The following is a 17,098-nucleotide window of genomic DNA, read 5'->3' on the forward strand; positions in this document are numbered from 1 at the left end:
TTTAGCTCGATCAACCTATACCGGTTTAGGACGCAGGTCAAGAGTTGCGCCGATAGCCTTGTCGCATGCGAGCAGAGCAGCTGACCGACTCCATCACCTACCACGGCGAGGGCGCCGTGTGGCACGAGGGGTGGGGCGGGCTGAAGCTCGTCGACATGCTCGCGGGCGACGTGCTGACGATCGGGGCCGACGGCGGCGTCGACCGGCTGCACACCGGGTCGCCGGTGGCGTGCGTGGTGCGGCCGCGAGCATCCGGGGGCTTCGTCGTAGTGACCGAGCGCGAGTTCACCCTGTGGAACGCGGCGGGGGAGAATGAGTGGGCCTCTGAGCCCGTCGTCGAGGAGGGACTGCGCTTCAACGAGGGCACCTGCGACCCGGCCGGGCGGCTTCTGTGCGGCACCCTCGCCTACGGCATCGTCGAGGGGGCGGCGAGCATGTACCGGCTCGAGGTAGACGGCGACGACCGTGCGGTCACCCGCCTGTTCGGCGGCCTCACCATCTCGAACGGTCTCGGCTTCACCGCCGACGGCTCCCGCGCCTACTACGCCGACACCCCGACCCAGCGGGTCGACGTGTTCCAGGTGGGCGCCGACGCCTCACTCGGTGTGCGCCGGCCGTGGGTCGTCGTCCCGAAGGAGACGGGAAGCCCCGACGGGCTCTGCGTCGATTCCGCGGGCGGGGTGTGGGTCGCTCTCTGGGGCGGCTCCGCGGTGCACCACTACGACGCCGACGGGGTGCTCGACGAGGTGGTGGAGGTGCCGGGCGTCACCCAGGTCACCTCGTGCACCCTCGGCGGCCCCGACCTCCGCACCCTCTACATCACCACCTCCCGCGAGGGCCTCCCCGCCCACGCCGAGCCCGCGGCGGGCGCCGTGTTCGCCGCCCCCGCCGCCACCCCCGGGGTTCCCACGCTCGAGTTCGCGGGCTGAGCCGCCCCTCGCCCCCTGCCCCGCGCATCCTCTCCCATCGAGCGGACGCAAAGTGCCCCCTCCCGGCCGCGGAGGGGGCACTTTGCGCGCAGTCGAGGGTGCAGGCCCGCCGCCGCTTGCTGCGGGAAGGGTTCCCCGGTGCGGAAACGGCGCTCGGGGTCAGACTGGAGGGGATGACTGCACACGACGCCCGCGAGCCCCGCCCTGCCCGAAGCCCATTCGATCTGGTGCGGGTGCGGGGTGCCCGTGAGCACAATCTGCAGAACGTCGACGTCGATCTGCCGCGCGACGCCCTCGTGGTCTTCACGGGCGTCTCGGGGTCGGGCAAGAGCTCGCTGGCCTTCGGCACGATCTACGCCGAGGCGCAGCGCCGCTACTTCGAGTCGGTGGCCCCCTACGCCCGCCGGCTGATCGACCAGGTCGGTGTCGCCGACGTCGACTCCATCGACGGGCTCCCGCCGGCCGTCGCCCTCCCGCAGCAGCGCACCGGAGGGAGCGCCCGCTCGACCGTCGGCAGCGCCACGACCATCTCGAGCGTGGTGCGCATGCTCTTCTCCCGGGTGGGAACCTACCCGCCCGGCGCGCCGATGCTCTTCGCCGAAGACTTCTCGCCCAACACCGTGCAGGGCGCCTGCCCCACCTGCCACGGCATCGGCCGGGTGTTCGACGTGCCGCTCGAGCTCATGGTGCCCGACGACTCGCTGAGCATCCGCGAGGGGGCCCTAGCCGCGTGGCCCACCGCCTGGCACGGCAAGCAGCTGCGCGACAGCCTCATCTCGCTCGGCTACGACGTCGACGTTCCGTGGCGCGAGCTCTCCGAGGAGCAGCGCAGCTGGGCGCTGTTCACCGACGAGTCGCCGCAGGTGCCCATCTTCACCGACCGGTCGCCGGCCGAGGTGCGCAAGGCCGTCGCCGCCGGCCGCACGCCGCGGTACATGAGCACCTTCCTCGGGGTGCGGCGCTACGTGCTCGACACCTTCGCCAACTCCAAGAGCGCCAGGATGCGCGAGCGCGCGTCGAGCTTCATGCGAAGTGTGCCGTGCCCGAGCTGTGGCGGCCGTCGGCTCAAGCCCGAAGCCCTCGCGGTGACCTTCGAGGGTCGCAGCGTCACCGACGTCGCCGCGATGCCGCTCGACGAACTGGCCGAGCTGATGGCCGTCGCGCTCCGCCCCGAGTGGGAGCCCCTGGGTGCGCCGCCGCTTCCCGCCGAGAAGCGCCTCGCCGCGCAGCGGCTCGTCGACGAGCTGCTGGCCCGCCTGGCCCCCATCACCGACCTCGGCCTCGGCTACCTGTCGCTCGACCGCACCACGATCACCCTCTCCACGGGTGAGCTGCAGCGCATGCGGTTGGCAACGCAGGTGCTCTCGCAGTTGTTCGGCGTGGTGTTCGTGCTCGACGAGCCCTCGGCGGGACTCCACCCGGCCGACACGACGGCGCTGCTCGGCATCCTGCGCCGGCTGCGCGACAGCGGCAACTCGGTGTTCTTCGTCGAGCACTCGCTCGACGTCATCCGCGAGGCCGATTGGATCGTCGACATCGGCCCTGGCCCCGGCGCGACGGGCGGGCGGGTGGTCTACTCGGGTGAGCTCGAGGGGCTGCGCGGTGCCGAGGAATCGGTGACACGCCGGTACCTGTTCGGAGACGAGCTCGCCTCTGCGACGCAGCGCCGTGCATCCGGCCCCCGTACCGCGGATGGTGTTCTGGAGCTCAGCGGCGTGACCCGCAACAACCTGGCGGGGCTGTCGGTGTCGTTCCCGCTGGGGTGCCTGACGGCGGTCACGGGAGTCTCGGGGTCGGGCAAGTCGACGCTGGTGAACCAGGCCGTGCCCGACCTGCTGCGCGCCAGCCTAGCGAGCGAGGTCGACGAGCGTGAGGGTGGGGCAAGCGGGTCGGGCGGGACGGGTGGTTCGGGCGGCCCGGGCGCTGAGAAGACGCCGGATGCGCCTGCCGACGACCTGCTGCTCACCCCGGCTCCCGCGGCTACCGTGGGGCGCGCATCCGGGCCGGCCGATCGGCTGCGGCGGGTGGTGCAGGTCAGCCAGAAGCCGATCGGGCGCACGCCGCGATCGAACGTGGCGACGTACACCGGGCTGTTCGACCGCATCCGGGCCCTGTTCGCGGCGACCCCCGAGGCGCGCAGGCGGCGCTACGCCGCCAGTCGCTTCTCGTTCAACCTGCCGAGCGGCCGGTGCCCCACGTGCAAGGGCGAGGGCACCATGGAGGTCGAGCTGCTCTTCCTGCCGACGGTGCACGCGCCCTGCAGCACCTGCCACGGGGCGCGGTACAACAGCGAGACGTTGGAGATCAGGTACGAGGGCTTGAGCATCGCCGAGGTGCTCGCGCTCAGCGTGACTCGCGCGCGCGATCTGTTCGCCAGCGACCCCGAGGCGGTGCGGCACCTGGATGCGCTGCTCGATGTCGGCCTGGGCTACGTGGCCCTCGGGCAGCCGGCCACCGAGCTGTCGGGCGGTGAGGCCCAGCGGGTGAAGCTCGCGTCGGAGCTGCGTCGCGTGCAGCGCGGAGACACCCTGTACCTGCTCGACGAACCCACCTCGGGGCTGCACCCGGCCGACACCGACCGCCTGCTGGAGCACCTGCAACAGCTGGTCGACGGCGGCAACACGGTGATCATGGTGGAGCACGACATGCGGGTGGTGGCCCAGGCCGACTGGGTGATCGACCTCGGCCCGGGTGCGGGCGACGCGGGCGGGCGCGTGATGGCCGCGGGCACGCCGCGCGAGGTCGCTGCCGCGGAGCCGAGCGTCACGGCGCCGTTCCTGGCCGCCGCGCTCGGGGCCGCCGGTCGACTCTGAGCGCAGAACCGTCCGTGACGTCCCGGCACACCTCGACGTGAATGTCAGTGGTTCGAAGACTGACCTCAGATACCGTCGACGCGACGCGAGATACCCCAAGCGTTCCGTTCGGCCAGAGCGTCGGGGAGCAGTTCGTCGGGCATGCTCTGATAGGCGACCGGGCGCAAGAAGCGACGCAGTGCCGAGGAGCCGACCGAGGTGAAGCGGCTGTCGGTGGTGGCGGGGAAGGGTCCGCCGTGCACCATCGCCGCACCGACCTCCACCCCCGTGGGCCAGTCGTTCCAGATGATCCGTCCCACCTTCTCCTCGAGAACGGGCAGGAGCGCCCGCGCCGCGTGCGCGTCGTCGGGGAAGCTGCCCTGCAGAGTGCCGGTGAGCTGCCCGTCGAGGGATTCCAGTACCGAGGTGAGCTGGGCGTGGTCGTCGCACTGCACCACGAGACCGGCCGGGCCGAAGGCCTCCTCACGCAGCGTGGCGTCCGCCAGGAAGTCCTCGGCGCCGACGGTGTAGAGCGCAGCTCGGCCGGCTGTTCCGACGGATGCGGCGACGCCCTCGGCCACGCGGCGGGCTCCGCTGCCCTCGGCCCAGGCTGATCCCGCAGCGACGAACGCGTCGCGGATGCCGGGCGTGAGCATGGTCTGATCGCTCGTCTGCGCCACCGCCTGCGCAGCCGCAGCCACGAACGCATCGAGGCCCGGCCCCCGAACCCCGAGAACGATCCCGGGGTTGGTGCAGAACTGACCGCTGCCGAGCGTGAGCGATGCGACGTAGCCGCGGCCGATCTCGGTAGCCCGCTCGTCGAGCGCGCCGGGCAGCAGCACCACCGGATTGGTGCTGCTCATCTCGGCGAAGACCGGGATCGGCACCGGGCGCGATGCAGCGGCGGCGGCGAGGGCCAGGCCGCCGCCTCGCGATCCCGTGAACGCCACCGAAGCGATCGCCGGATGCCTCACCAAGGCCTGCCCGATCGTCGGTCCGTCGCCGAGCAGCAGCGAGAAGACCCCCTCGGGCATGCCGGTCTCCCGTGCCGCCTCGGTGATGGCGCCGGCGACGAGCTCGCTGGTGCCCGGGTGTGCCCCGTGCCCTTTCACGATCACCGGGCAGCCCGCAGCGAGCGCCGAGGCGGTGTCGCCGCCCGCCACCGAGAAGGCGAGCGGGAAGTTGCTCGCGCCGAACACGGCCACGGGTCCGACGGCGATCGTGCGCCGCCGCAGATCGGCCCTCGGCAGGGGAGTGCGGTCGGGCCGGGCGGGGTCGATCACGGCGTCGGCGTCGCTTCCGGCTCGCGCGACCTCAGCGAACATCCGCAGCTGGCCGACGGTGCGGGCCCGCTCGCCCGTGAGTCGCGCGGTGGGGAGACCGCTCTCGGCCGCCGCCCGCTCGAGCAGTTCGTCGCCCAGAGCTTCGATCCGCGCGGCGATCGCCTCGAGGAACGCGGCGCGCTCGGTGGGCGACGTCGACCGGAAGGCCCGCGCGGCGGCCGCGGCAGCGACGGCGGCGCGCTCGAGTTGGGCCTCGTCGGCCAGGGTGAAGGCGGGCTCGAGTTCGGTCTCGCGTGCGGGGTCGTATGCGCGGCGGGCGGCCGACGAAGCAGCTCCGGTCTCTCGGCGCCCTGCGATGTACATCTGTCCGGTCACGGTCATGGGGTTCTCCTCGGTCGGAATCGGAGGTGGGGCGGGAAGACGGGGCGCAAGCGGCCCCGGGGCGTCACGGTCTCTTCTGCACGGCGAGGATGTGCTCGCACACGACCGCCACCGACCCGTCGGACTTCGTGCCCACGTAGCGCTTCGTGACGAGGCCGATGCCCGGCCGCTTGTGGTCGCGCAGTTCGATCACCTCGGAAGTTGCCGTGATCCGTTCCCCCGCGAGTACCGTGCTGGGAAAACGGATGCGGTCGTAGCCGTAGGCCACCGCGTGCCCGTTCAGCTCGACGGTCATGCCCACCACGACGGCGAAGGTGAGTACGCCGTGCGCGATCCGGCCGCCGAATAACGGGCCGGCGAAGTCGTCATCGGTGTGGGCGGGATGGTGATCTCCGGAGAGCTCGGCGAACTCGGCGATGTCCATTGCGGTGATGACGCGCTCGGGGAACTCGTGCTGCTCACCCACGCGGTACTCCTCGAAGAACCGATCGGTGGTGCCGGAGGTGGTCGCCGTGCTCATCGTGCCGCGGCCTTCGCTACACGCTGACCGCGCGACTCGACCACGCGAATCGATCCCGTGGTGTCGGCGTCGAAGTGCGTGTCGTCGCCCTGGTCGGCGTCGGAGCGGAAATACTTCGAGAAGTACACCGCCACCATCGCGATGATCGCATTGACGGTCATGAAGATCGCCACGAGATACCAGTGGCCGGTCGCGGCGAAGAACGCCGTGGCGATCAGCGGGGCTGTGCCCCCGAGCAGAGCGCCGCTGACCTCGCGGGCGAAGGCGACGCCGGAGTACCGGATGGCGGGCGGGAAGAGTTCGGTGAGGAACGCGGCTTGTGCGGCGTAGCAGGTGGCGACCGCGCCGACGAAGCACACGGCGAGGGCGAGGATGATGATCACCGGCTGGCGGGTGTCGATCAGCATGAACATGGGGAACGCCCAGATGATGCCGAAGCCGGTTCCGAACAGGAACAGCTTGCGCCGACCGATGCGGTCACCGATCCGGCCGAACAGCGGCATGAAGGCGGCGCCGGAGAGCAGCACGATCGCGTTGGTCGCCAGGCCGAGCGCTGCGGCCAGCCCGATGTTGTTGGTGAGGTAGCTGAGTGCCCAGACCTGGGGGATGTAGGAGAAGCCGGAGAGCATGAAGTTCGAGCCGAGTGCCACCGCCAGTCGGCGCTTCTCGGTCTTGAAGAGGGTGAACAGGGGGATGCGCTGCACCTCGCCCTCGCCCACCACCTTCTCGAAGTGCTTGGTCTCGTTCACCCGGTTGCGGATGAACAGGCTGACCGCGAGCATCACCAGACTGAGCAGGAACGGGATGCGCCAGCCCCAGACGGTGAACTGGTCGCCCGTGAGCACGAGCATGAGCTGGAAGGTCAGGAGGCCGAGAGCCGAGCCGATCCAGACGCCGGCGCCCGACCAGGAGGCGTAGAAGCCGCGCTTTGTCGGCGGGGCCGACTCCGAGGAGAGAACGATCGCACCCGCGTACTCCGCGCCGGCGCCGAGGCCCTGCAGGATGCGCAGGAGTACGAGCAGTGCCGGGGCGAGGAAGCCGATCGCGTCGTAGCTCGGCAGCAGGCCGATCAGCGCCGTACTGATGCCCATCAGCGTCAGCGTGATCATCATCACCGGCTTCCGGCCGATCTTGTCGCCGAGGTGGCCGAAGACGATGCCTCCGAAGGGGCGGGCGAAGTAGCCCACCGCGAAGGTCGCGAACGCGGCGAGGAGGCCTGCCGCCGGGTCGTCGGCGTGGAAGAAGAACTGATTGAACACCAGGGCGGCGGCTGCGCCGTAGAGCGCGAAGTCGTACCACTCGACGAGGCTGCCGATGGCGGAGGCGGCGGCCGCGCGGCGGGCGCCGGCCTCCGAGACGCCCGCGGAGCCCGGTGAGGGCGAGGGGGTGGGTGAATGCTGATCCATGACTGCTCCTTTGCGATTCTGGACGATGTCGGGCTGACCCTGTGCGGTCAGACGATCGAGGGGGTGTAGCTCGGGTGCTGGCGCACCACGCCCGAGGCGATCAGGGTGTCGATCTCGGCGCGCTCGAGGCCGAGCTCCGCCAGGATCTCGCCGGAGTGCTGACCCACCAGGGGAGCGGGCCGGGTGACCTCCTGGCGCGATGCGCCGAGCCGGAAGTTGAAGCCCGGCGTGCGCACGGTGCCTTCCGTCGGGTGCTCATACTCCACGAACGATCCGTTGTGCACGACCTGCGGGTCGGTGAGCAGGTCGTCGTACCCGTAGACGGGGCCAACCCACGCTCCGGCCGCGGTGAGCACCTGGAGCCAATGCTCGGTGCTGCCGCTGGCCAGACCCTCCCGCACGAGACGTGAGATCTCGTCTTTGTGAGCGAAGCCGTCGCGCTCCATGTCGAAGCGCAGGAAACGCTCGTCGTCGAAGACGCGGGCGAGCATCTCCGACTCGGCGAACGAGAGCGCGATGAAACCATCCGCGGTGGGGAACACCCCGTACGGCGCCCGGATGTAGGAGTGCGCGTGGATCTCCTCGGCCGTCGACTGCGCGATCCCGCCCACCGTGTGCACCGAGATCTCCTGCATCTGAGCCGCGATGATGGCGTCGAGCATGTTCACCTCGACCAGCTGCCCCTCTCCTGTGCGGAAGCGGTGCAGCAGGGCGGCCAGCGCGCCCTCGAAGGCGGAGTAGGCGGCGAACGCGTCGACCAGGAAGAACGGGGCGGGACGCGGGGCCTCGCCGGGGACCCCGGCGCTTCGCAACCCACCGCTCATGGCCTGGAGGATGACGTCCTGCCCGGGGCGGGTGGCGTAGGGGCCGGTACTTCCATAACCCGACATCGACACATAGATCAGCTCGGGGTTGATGGCCCGCAGGGTCTCGTAGTCGACGCCGAGGCGCTCGGCCACGCCGGTGCGGTAGTTCTGAAGGAAGACGTCGGACTCGGCCGCGAGGCGCTGGACCACGCGGCGGCCCTCCTCCGATTTGAGGTCGAGTGCGATCGAACGCTTGTTGCGGTTCAGCGAGAGGAACGAGGCGTTGACCTCGTTGCCCCTGGCGCCACCCGCGGAGACGTGGCGCTGCCACTCACCCGTCACGGGCTCCACCTTGACCACGTCGGCGCCGAGGTCGGCGAGCTTCTGGGCGGCGAAGGGCCCCGACATCGCGATCGACACATCCAGCACCCGGATGCCCTCAAGAGTCTTCATCGTCACCTCACTGTGCAGGTGGCCCGCTCGACGGGCCGGTCGTTAGCGCTAACGGAAGCGCTAACGACGACGCTAACACAATCACGACCTCGCAGAAAGTGGGCGCTGCTAGTCTCGAGCGGGAGAGCACGACCAGCCAGGGAGGACGCGATCATGGAGCCGATCGACGACCCCTGGATCCCGCCGTCAGCGCGTCGCCGCCGCTCGGCCACGCAGGGCCTGACCCTCTCCGACGTGGCGCAGGCGGCCGGGGTCTCCACGCAGACGGTCTCGCGCGTCATCCGCGACCACCCCGACGTCTCGGAGTACACCCGCAAGCGAGTGGCCGAGACCATCCGGAGGATCGGCTACGTGCCGAACCTCTCGGCGGCCAACCTGGCTTCGAATCGCAGCAACCTGATCGCCACCGTGGTGCCGTCGATCTCGACGTCGGTGTTCGCCGAGACCATGGCGGCGGCGGGGGACGTGCTCGGCCCGGCGGGGTTCCAGATGATCGTCGGCGTGACCGACTACTCACCGGAGACGGAGGAGCAGCTCGTGCAGAAGCTGCTGGGGCGTCGGCCCGACGGCGTACTGCTCGTCGGGGTGATGCACACTCCGGCGGCGACGCGGATGCTGGCCGCCTCCGGCGTGCCGATCGTGGAGACGTGGGGCTGGACCGAGTCGCCGATCGGCAGCTTGGTGGGTTTCCCGAACGACGACGCGATGGCCGACTTGGTCGACGCCGTTCTCGCACGCGGCTACCGCCGGCCCGTCTTCGTCGGCTCGAGCGAGGCGGGTGATGTGCGTGCGCGAGAGCGTTTCGCGGGCTTCCGGCGCGTGTGGGAGCGCGAATTCCCCGGCGAGGCGATCAGGGTGGTCGACGCGGCCGGTCTGCCGTTGTCGCTCGCGGCCGGTGAGCAGTTGCTGGTGCTGGCGCGCGAGCGTTTCCCCGACAGTGACGCGGTGGTCTTCGCCACCGACATCCTCGCCAGCGGAGCGATTCTGGGGGCGGCCAGACATGGCTGGAACATCCCCGACGACATCGCCGTCACGGGCTTCGGTGATTTCGAGCTGGCCACCGCCATCACACCCGCCCTCAGCACCGTCAGCATCGAGGCCGCGCGGGTGGGGCGGGAGGCAGCGAGCATCCTGGTCGAGCAGATCGCCGACCCCGCCGTGCCGCCTCGGGTGATCGACGTGGGCTACCGCATCACATTGCGCGCGAGCACCTAGCGTCCGTCTGCCGCACCGTGGAGCAGTCCGCGGGCGGCCAGGTTCCGTAGCAGCGCCCCCGCGCCGAAGCTCCACGGCGCGCAGTCCTCCGAGTGGACGATCCGGTTGCTCAGGGTGCCCAGCCGGGGCGAGGAGATCCGCACCTGGTCGCCTGCGACATGCGTGAACCCGCCTCCGACCTCGAACCGGTCCGAGGTCGGCGCGAACATCGTGCCGAGCAGCAGCACGGCGCCGTCGGGGTACTGGTGGTGCGGCCCGACCAGCTGCGCGACGAGCGAGGCGACCGATCGGCTCGACTCCGCCTGCGACGAGACAGCGTGCAGGGTGTAGCCCTCGGCGCCCTCCACCTCGAGAGCCACCTCGGCCGTCTCCACGTCGGGCAGCGAGAAGTGCTCGTCGAAGAGCCGGATGAACGGACCGACGGCCCCCGAGGCGTTGTTGTCCTTCGCCTTCGACAGCAGCAGCGCGGAGCGGCCCTCGAAGTCACGGAGATTGATGTCGTTCGCGAGCGTGGCGCCGACGACCGTGCCGGTCGACGCGACCACCACGGCCAGTTCGGGCTCGGGGTTGTTCCATGTCGAGCGGGAGTAGATGCCGGCATCCGCTCCGGTGCCCACGGTCGACATGGGCTGGGCCTTGGTGAAGATCTCGGCGTCGGGTCCGATGCCCACCTCGAGGTACTGGCTCCACAGGCCCTCGCTCTGCAGCGCCGCCTTGAGCTCCTCGGCGCGGGTCGAGCCCGGCACGAGGTTGCGCAACGAACCGCCGAGGATGCCGGTCACGCGCTCCCTGATCTCCGCTGCCCGCGCCGCTTCGCCGCCGGCCTGCTCCTCGATCACCCGCTCCAACAGTGAGGCGGCGAAGGTCACACCGGCAGCCTTGACGGCCTGCAGGTCGAGCGGCGAGAGCAACCAGGGCCGGCTCGGGTCACGGGACGGTTCGGCGGAGTTGGCGATCATTTCCGCGATGCTGGCGACGGTTGGGGCGTCGGCGACGACGGAGCGGATGGCCGAGGCATCCGTCGCCTGTTCGACCAGCTCGCTCGTGGTGGGGAACACCGCGGTGAGGTCGACCGCCTCGTCACCGCGCACCGCGATCACGGAGGGACCGTGCAGCTCCGGTAGCCAGGCTCGGCCGATCAGCAGGGCGCGGTCGGCGTCGTCGGGGAGAGTCGAGCCGGCGTCGAGGGCGGTGGGGACGGTCATGACGGATCCTTCCGGGTGTGGTGTGCGGGGGCTGGCGACGGGTCGGCAGCGAGCAGGGCGACGATGTCGGCCGCTGCGACGCCGATCGGGGTCGCAGCAGTGCAGGCGTCGCGCACCACCGCCGAGACCCGGTTCTGGAGGGCAGGGAAACCCGTATGCCGAGGCCGCAACCACGAGCCGGTGATGGTTTCGAGGGTGCCCGCGTAAAAGCGGTCGGTGGTCGCGTCGAGGGCAGGATCAGTCCACGCCGACAGTCGTGCCGGCTGCCCGGACCGGGCCGGAATGACCCCGCGCTGGACTTCATCGGAGACGAGCCGGAGCAGGTGGTCGAGCAGTGCCGCGCTCGGGGTGCAGCGAGCCGAGACGGCGAGTCCGGTGCCTCCGATCACCGAGCCGCGGCGTCCGCCCGGCCCTGCGGGGGCGTCGCTGAAGCGCAGCCGGTGCGGAGCGCGGGGGTCTGTGTAGGTGACGAACTGATAGACCAGCGGGCAGTAGTGAGGGCCGGCGCCTGATGCCATCAGGTCGAGCAGGCGGATGGAGTTGAGGCTCGCCAGCTCAGGACGGTCACCCGCGATCCGTGTCATCAGGGCGAGCGCCTGCTCGACCGCATCCTGGTCCAGCTCGCCCCGCGGGCCCGGTTCGGCGCCGAACGAGAGGGCGATCGAGTAGAGGGTGATGAGAGCGTGCGGGCCGCCGAGGCCCAGCGCGGTCGGCGTGTCGCGAGCGAACTCGACCACCTCCTGCCAGGTGCGCGGCAGGCCGGACGCCTCGACGAGCTCGGAGTTCGAGACGGCCGTCTGGGTCGCGGCGTCGAGCGGGAGGGCGTAGAGGTGACCCTGGAACGTGTACGATTTCCATGACGGACCCACGAAGTCATCGGGTGCGAGCGTTGCGGTGAGGCGATCGCCGAGCAGCTCGTCGAGGGGCAGCAGCGCGCCCGAGGCGACGGCCTCGCCGAGGTGCGGGTGATCGATGACGATGACGTCGTACTGCTCGGCGAGATCGTCGATCGGGGCGGCCTCGAAGCCCTCGAGAGGCTGGATCGACCATTCGATGAGCGGGCCGCCGGGCTCGAGTTCCGCCGCTGCGCGCAAGGGAGCCCATCCGCGCGGGTGATCCCAGGTCAGACCCCTGAACATTGCCATCTCCTTTGATCGTTAGCGCTAACGGTAACGCGAACGACTCTAACGGAAAAAGATGGCAGCTGCTCATGGCATGGGCGCGAGGCCGCGGGAGGTGACGTGTCGCAACCGCAGCGAGGTCGAGTGCATCCGCTTCGCCCAGAAGCAGCGGGAATCGGTAGCGCGAAGTGCTGCCTCCCGCGACCGGGAGAGCACTTCGCGCTACCAAGACGCCGAGGGCTACGCCCGCCGCCGCCCGTAGAGGGAGATCACGAGGAGGATGATGACCCCGTAGATGAGCTGCTGGATGTTCGCGCCGAGGTTGAGCACCGCCACGAGCGTCGACACCTGTGCGAGCACGAGCGCACCGCCGACGGTGCCGACGACCGAGCCGCGGCCGCCGAAGATCGACGCGCCACCCACGACGACCGCTGCCACCGAGGACAGCAGATACGAGGCGCCCATGGTGGCCGAGGCCTGCTGGTAGTAGCCCACGATCACGATGCCGGCGAAGGCGGCGAGCCCGCCGCTCAGCATGTAGCCGACTACACGGATGCGGTCGACCGGCAGCCCCGCAAGCCGCGCCGTCTCGGCTGCCGAGCCGACGACGAAGAGCGAGCGCCCCCATCCGGTGAACGACAGCACCAGCTGCAGCACGAGCATGAGCCCGAGGCCGAGCGGGAGCACCGCGGGCATCGACAGCCCGAGTACCGAGATCTTCGCCGAGGTCATCGCGATGACGAAGTCGGGGGTGACCGTGAGCTCGGAGAAGTTGAACGCCAGCAGGATCACCCCGAACAGCAACCCGTTCATCGCGATCGTGGTGACGATCGGCGTGAGCCCGAGCTTCGCGATGACGATGCCGTTGAGGAAGCCGATCACCGCACCGGCGAGCAGCGCCGCCACGAACGCCCCGAACGGCCCGAGCGGCCCCACCAGGGTGAGGAACGCCAGCGCCGAGAACCCGATCGTGTTCGGCACCGACAGGTCGATGCCGGCCTGGATGACCGCGATGGTCTGCCCGAACGAGGCGATGGCGAGGATGATCGCGAAGGTCGCCGTGCCGATCAGCGCGTCGACGGTGATGAGGTTCGGCCTGATGATGCCGCCGATGCCGAACAGCACGAGGAACGCCACGAGCGGCCACACCGCGCGCGGCACCCGGGCGATGACGCTGCCGAAGGTGGAGCGCCCGGTGGCGCCGGTGTTGCGCTCCGAGCCGTCGGGCGAGTCCCCCGCGCCGGAGGAGCCGGAGCCCGAGCCGCCGGGGCCGGATGCGCCGGCCGCGTTGCCGACAGGAGGAGCGACGGTGCTCATGAGCGGTTTCCCTTCACGCGGAACGCCACCTTGCGCCAGACGACGGGGATGCCGACGACCGCCACGATGATGAGCGCCGAGATGACGTACTGCCAGTAGGAGTTGACCCGGGCGAAGAACAGCAGATTGCCGATCAGCCCGAGGGTGCAGGCTGCGAGGATGGTGCCGATGATGGAGCCCCGGCCACCCGTGAACACCGCCCCCGCCAGCGCCACCGCGGCGATGGAGGAGAGCAGGTACGGGTCGCCCGAGCGCGGGTCGCCGGTGACGGTCGACGACGCGAGCATCATCGCACCGAGCGAGGTGAGCACGCCGGCCAGCCCGAACGCGAGCAGCTTCGTGAGCTTGGCGTTCAGGCCCGCGGCCCGCACGCTCTCCATGTTCGAGCCGACGCCGTAGATGTGGCGGCCGAGGGAGGTGCGCTGCAGCAGCAGCCAGAGCAGCACCGCGATCACCGCGAGCCACACCAACGACACCGGGAGGTAGGGCAGCAGCTCGCCGCTCGTGGCGAGATAGATCTCCTTCGTCACGCCGCCGCCCGGCGCATCCAGCACTTCGCGGGCGAGGGAGCCGAAGATGAACGCCGAGGCCAGCGTCACCGCGATGGCGGGCAACCCGCCGTAGGCCACCAGGAACCCGTTGAACAGGCCGCAGCCGAGCCCCACCCCGATGGAGAGCAGGATGGCGACGGGCACCGGCATGGTCTCCAGCTGCACCGCGAACACGACGTTCGCGAGGCTCATGATGGCGCCGATGGAGATGTCGATGCCGCCCACCAGCACGATGACGAGCTGGGCGAGTGCCACCAGCACGAGCGGCACCACGAGGTTCGCCGCGGTCTGCAGCTGGAACCGGGTGAGCAGCGCCGGGTTGATGATGACGTAGACGACGAAGAACACCACGAACGCGAGCACAGGCGCGACGGCGCCCTCGCGGCGGAGGCGGGTTACGCCTGAGGCGTTCCACCACCGCGACCAGGCCGGGGCGGTGCTGGGGCTGACGGCGCTCACTGCGCACCTCCTGAGGCGAGATTGATGCCGCCGGTCGCACCGACCGCGGCCCCGACGACGGCGTCGGCGGTGAGGCGGTCGCCGACGAGCTCGTCGGCGACCTGCCCCTGGTAGAGCACCACCACGCGGTGGCAGACGTGCACGAGCTCCTCGACCTCGGTCGAGAACCAGAGGATGCCGACGCCCTGCCGGGCGAGGTCGACGATCGCCCCGTAGAGCTCCTGCTTCGCCCGCACATCGATGCCGCGGGTGGGGTCGTGCAGCAGGATGACGCTGCGGTCGCGGTTCATCCAGCGCCCGAACACGAGCTTCTGCTGGTTGCCGCCCGACAGCGAGCCCGAGGTCTCATTGGCGCCGCGGGTGCGCACAGACAGCGCGGTGAGGATGCCGTCGATCCACCCTCTCTCCTGCGACAGCCGGGGCCGGCCGCCCAGCTGGTACGCCTTGTACCAGGGCGCCAGCAGGTTCTCGCCCACGCTCATCTCGAGCGCGAGACCCTCGCGCTTGCGGTCTTCGGGCACGTAGCCGAGCCCGCGGCGCACCGAGCGCACGGGGTTGGCGTGGCGAACGGATGCGCCGCCCACCGTCCACGAATCGGCGACGGCAGGGGAGGCCCCGAACAGGGCCCGCAGCAGCTCGGCCTGGCCGTGGCCCTGCAGCCCGCCGATGCCGAGGATCTCGCCCGCGCCGAGCTCGAGGCTCACCCCGTGCAGCCCTTCGCTGCGGAGGTTGTCGACCGACAGCACCACGGCATCCGAGGTGCGCTCGGGCGGGTCGGGGAAGAAGCGTTCGGCTTCGCGGCCGGCCATCATCGAGATGAGCTCGTCGTCGGTCCATGAGCCGCGGGTGAACTCGCCCGCAACCATGCCGTCGCGGAGCACCGTGCCGCGGTCGGCGATCTCGGCGATCTCGCCCAGACGATGCGAGACGTAGATGACGCTGCCACCGCGGGCGGTGAGCTCACGGATGCGCTCGAACAGCCACTGCACGCCGGGCGGGGTGAGGGCGGAGGAGGCCTCGTCGAGGATGAGGAGCTTGGGGCGTCCGGCGAGGGCGCGGGCGATCTCGACCAGCTGCCGGTCGGCGAGCGAGAGGGTGCCGACGGCGGCGCGCGGGTCGATGCGGCCGAGGTGGAACTCGGCGAGCAGCTCCTTCGACTTCGCCACGGCCTTCTTCTGCGAGAAGCCGCGCAGGGGAGCGCCGTCGGGGAGCGAGAGGTTCTCGGCCACCGTCCAGTCGGGAACGAGTGCGAGCTCCTGGAAGGCGCAGCGCACTCCCGAGAGGCGCGACTGGCGCACGCTGCCCGAGGCGAGGGGCTCGCCGCCGACGGTGATGGAGCCCGAGGTGGGGGTCACGGCGCCGGCGAGCATCTTGGCGACCGTGCTCTTGCCGGCCCCGTTCTCGCCGACGAGCGCGAGCACCTCGCCGGGGTTGCAGTGGAAGGTCACGCCGCGCACCGCCTTCACCGGACCGTAGCTCTTGACGAGCTCGGTCGCGACGAGGAGGGCGTCGGCGGGTGCCGCGACAGTGGTCGCGGCACCCGGTCGAACGTCGGTCACGAAGATCTCCTAGGAGCCGGAGTAGAAGGCGAGAACCTCGTCGAGCGTGAGGTCGAGGCCGGGGAAGTCGTAACCGAGCTGGAAGTTGTTCGGCTTGTCGGCGATGCAGTAGTCGGCGGCGTTCTCCTCGGTGATTTGGAGCGGCTCGTAGTACTGCTCCTTCTCGATCTCCTCGCCCTCGAGCAGCTTCACGGCCTGCTCGAGACCCTTGGCGTAGATGGCGGGCTGACCGAACACCATGTTGCCCTTGAGGCCCGCCGCGGCGTTGTCGGCGAGGGTGCACGCCTCGCCGTTGTAGCCGGAGCCGCCGACGACGGGCACGAAGGGGAGCCCTGCGGCCTTGAAGGCCTCGGGCACGCCCTGGCCGCCGGTGAGGAAGGAGTACACGCCGCCGATGTCGGGGTTGGAACGCAGGATGTTCGACATGGCCTCCTGCGCGGTCGCCTCGTTCCAGCCGTTGGTGTCTTGAGCGACGACCTTCGCGCCGCCGTCTTCGAGCGTGGTGATGACGCCGGGCATCGAGCCCTCGTTCAGCGGCACGCCCGCGAGGCCCTCGAGCACCGCGATGTTCTTGTTGTCGCCGAGGTTCTCGAGCAGCCAGTCGGCACCGATGGTGCCGGCGTTCGCCCAGTCGGTGGAGACGATGTAGACGTCTTCGGAGTCGTAGGGGCCGCCGTTGGCGATCACCGGGATGCCCTGCGCGGTGGCCTGGGTGATGGCCGCGTCGGCGCCGGAGGAGGAGGCGGGGTCGAACAGGATGAGGTCGACACCGTCGGCGATGAGGTTCTGCATCGCCGCGTTCTGCTGGGCGGCGTCGTTGTCGTTGGTGCGCACGATCTTGAGCTCGACCTTGTCGGCGTACTCGGGGGTGGCGGCCAGGGCCTGCAGGGACGCGAGGCCCATCTCGCGCCAGGCCTGGCCGCCCAGGGGCTGCTCGAAGCCGATGACGAACTTGCCGTCTTCACCGGATGCTCCGGTGGAGCCTCCGCCCTCGGCGGGCGCGCTGGTGCACCCGGCGAGAAGAGCGAGCGAGGAGGCGGCGGCGAGGGCCGCCGCGCCCTTCGCGAATCGGGTGCGCTGTGGACTGTGCATGGATTTCTC

Annotated in this window: 13 protein-coding genes; 3 read left to right on the forward strand and 10 right to left on the reverse strand. The window is 70.4% G+C overall.

Annotated features, from left to right (window positions below):
• The first annotated feature begins 65 nt into the window (after positions 1-65).
• Both ABFY20_RS01775 and ABFY20_RS01780 read left to right on the forward strand, forming a co-directional pair.
• Positions 66-929, forward strand: coding sequence for an SMP-30/gluconolactonase/LRE family protein (locus ABFY20_RS01775; protein WP_368498236.1), 864 nt, complete (start codon positions 66-68; stop codon positions 927-929).
• A 173-nt stretch (positions 930-1,102) separates the two neighbouring features.
• The gene (locus ABFY20_RS01780) at positions 1,103-3,742 is read left to right on the forward strand and encodes an excinuclease ABC subunit A (RefSeq protein WP_368498237.1); all 2,640 of its coding nucleotides are present in this window, start codon (positions 1,103-1,105) and stop codon (positions 3,740-3,742) included.
• A gap of 65 nt (positions 3,743-3,807) precedes the next feature.
• Here ABFY20_RS01780 and ABFY20_RS01785 read toward each other — a convergent pair whose 3' ends face one another.
• From ABFY20_RS01785 to ABFY20_RS01800, 4 genes are all read right to left on the reverse strand, one after another.
• Positions 3,808-5,385, reverse strand: coding sequence for an aldehyde dehydrogenase (NADP(+)) (locus ABFY20_RS01785; RefSeq protein ID WP_368498238.1), 1,578 nt, complete (start codon positions 5,383-5,385; stop codon positions 3,808-3,810).
• A 64-nt stretch (positions 5,386-5,449) separates the two neighbouring features.
• A complete protein-coding gene (locus ABFY20_RS01790; RefSeq protein WP_368498239.1) occupies positions 5,450-5,905 on the reverse strand; it encodes a MaoC family dehydratase in 456 nt (151 codons plus the stop codon).
• Positions 5,902-7,311 (reverse strand): MFS transporter, encoded by a 1,410-nt coding sequence (locus ABFY20_RS01795; protein WP_368498240.1) that lies wholly within the window; start codon positions 7,309-7,311, stop codon positions 5,902-5,904. The genes ABFY20_RS01790 and ABFY20_RS01795 overlap by 4 nt, the downstream gene beginning before the upstream one ends.
• A 47-nt stretch (positions 7,312-7,358) precedes the next feature.
• Positions 7,359-8,570, reverse strand: a complete 1,212-nt coding sequence (locus tag ABFY20_RS01800; protein ID WP_368498241.1) for a CaiB/BaiF CoA transferase family protein — start codon at positions 8,568-8,570, stop codon at positions 7,359-7,361.
• Positions 8,571-8,723: 153 nt separating this feature from the next.
• On the opposite strand from ABFY20_RS01800, the gene ABFY20_RS01805 reads away from it, so the two are divergent.
• Positions 8,724-9,785 (forward strand): LacI family DNA-binding transcriptional regulator, encoded by a 1,062-nt coding sequence (locus ABFY20_RS01805; protein ID WP_368498242.1) that lies wholly within the window; start codon positions 8,724-8,726, stop codon positions 9,783-9,785.
• Here the strand turns inward: ABFY20_RS01805 and ABFY20_RS01810 are convergent.
• The 6 genes from ABFY20_RS01810 to ABFY20_RS01835 form a co-directional block, all read right to left on the reverse strand.
• A complete protein-coding gene (locus ABFY20_RS01810) occupies positions 9,782-10,990 on the reverse strand; it encodes a fumarylacetoacetate hydrolase family protein (RefSeq protein ID WP_368498243.1) in 1,209 nt (402 codons plus the stop codon). The two genes, ABFY20_RS01805 and ABFY20_RS01810, sit on opposite strands and share 4 nt — an antisense overlap.
• The gene (locus ABFY20_RS01815) at positions 10,987-12,129 is read right to left on the reverse strand and encodes an ABC transporter substrate-binding protein (RefSeq protein ID WP_368498244.1); all 1,143 of its coding nucleotides are present in this window, start codon (positions 12,127-12,129) and stop codon (positions 10,987-10,989) included. The genes ABFY20_RS01810 and ABFY20_RS01815 overlap by 4 nt, the downstream gene beginning before the upstream one ends.
• Positions 12,130-12,351: 222 nt before the next feature.
• The gene (locus tag ABFY20_RS01820; RefSeq protein ID WP_368498245.1) at positions 12,352-13,428 is read right to left on the reverse strand and encodes an ABC transporter permease; all 1,077 of its coding nucleotides are present in this window, start codon (positions 13,426-13,428) and stop codon (positions 12,352-12,354) included.
• Positions 13,425-14,438, reverse strand: coding sequence for an ABC transporter permease (locus tag ABFY20_RS01825; RefSeq protein WP_368498246.1), 1,014 nt, complete (start codon positions 14,436-14,438; stop codon positions 13,425-13,427). Before ABFY20_RS01825 ends, ABFY20_RS01820 begins: the two co-directional genes overlap by 4 nt.
• The gene (locus ABFY20_RS01830; protein ID WP_368498247.1) at positions 14,435-15,997 is read right to left on the reverse strand and encodes a sugar ABC transporter ATP-binding protein; all 1,563 of its coding nucleotides are present in this window, start codon (positions 15,995-15,997) and stop codon (positions 14,435-14,437) included. Before ABFY20_RS01830 ends, ABFY20_RS01825 begins: the two co-directional genes overlap by 4 nt.
• A 9-nt stretch (positions 15,998-16,006) precedes the next feature.
• Positions 16,007-17,089: a substrate-binding domain-containing protein gene (locus ABFY20_RS01835; RefSeq protein ID WP_368498248.1), complete on the reverse strand. Its 1,083-nt coding sequence runs from the start codon at positions 17,087-17,089 to the stop codon at positions 16,007-16,009.
• Positions 17,090-17,098: the final 9 nt, after the last annotated feature.

This window comes from Herbiconiux sp. A18JL235 (assembly GCF_040939305.1).
In the GTDB taxonomy this organism is placed as follows: domain Bacteria; phylum Actinomycetota; class Actinomycetes; order Actinomycetales; family Microbacteriaceae; genus Herbiconiux.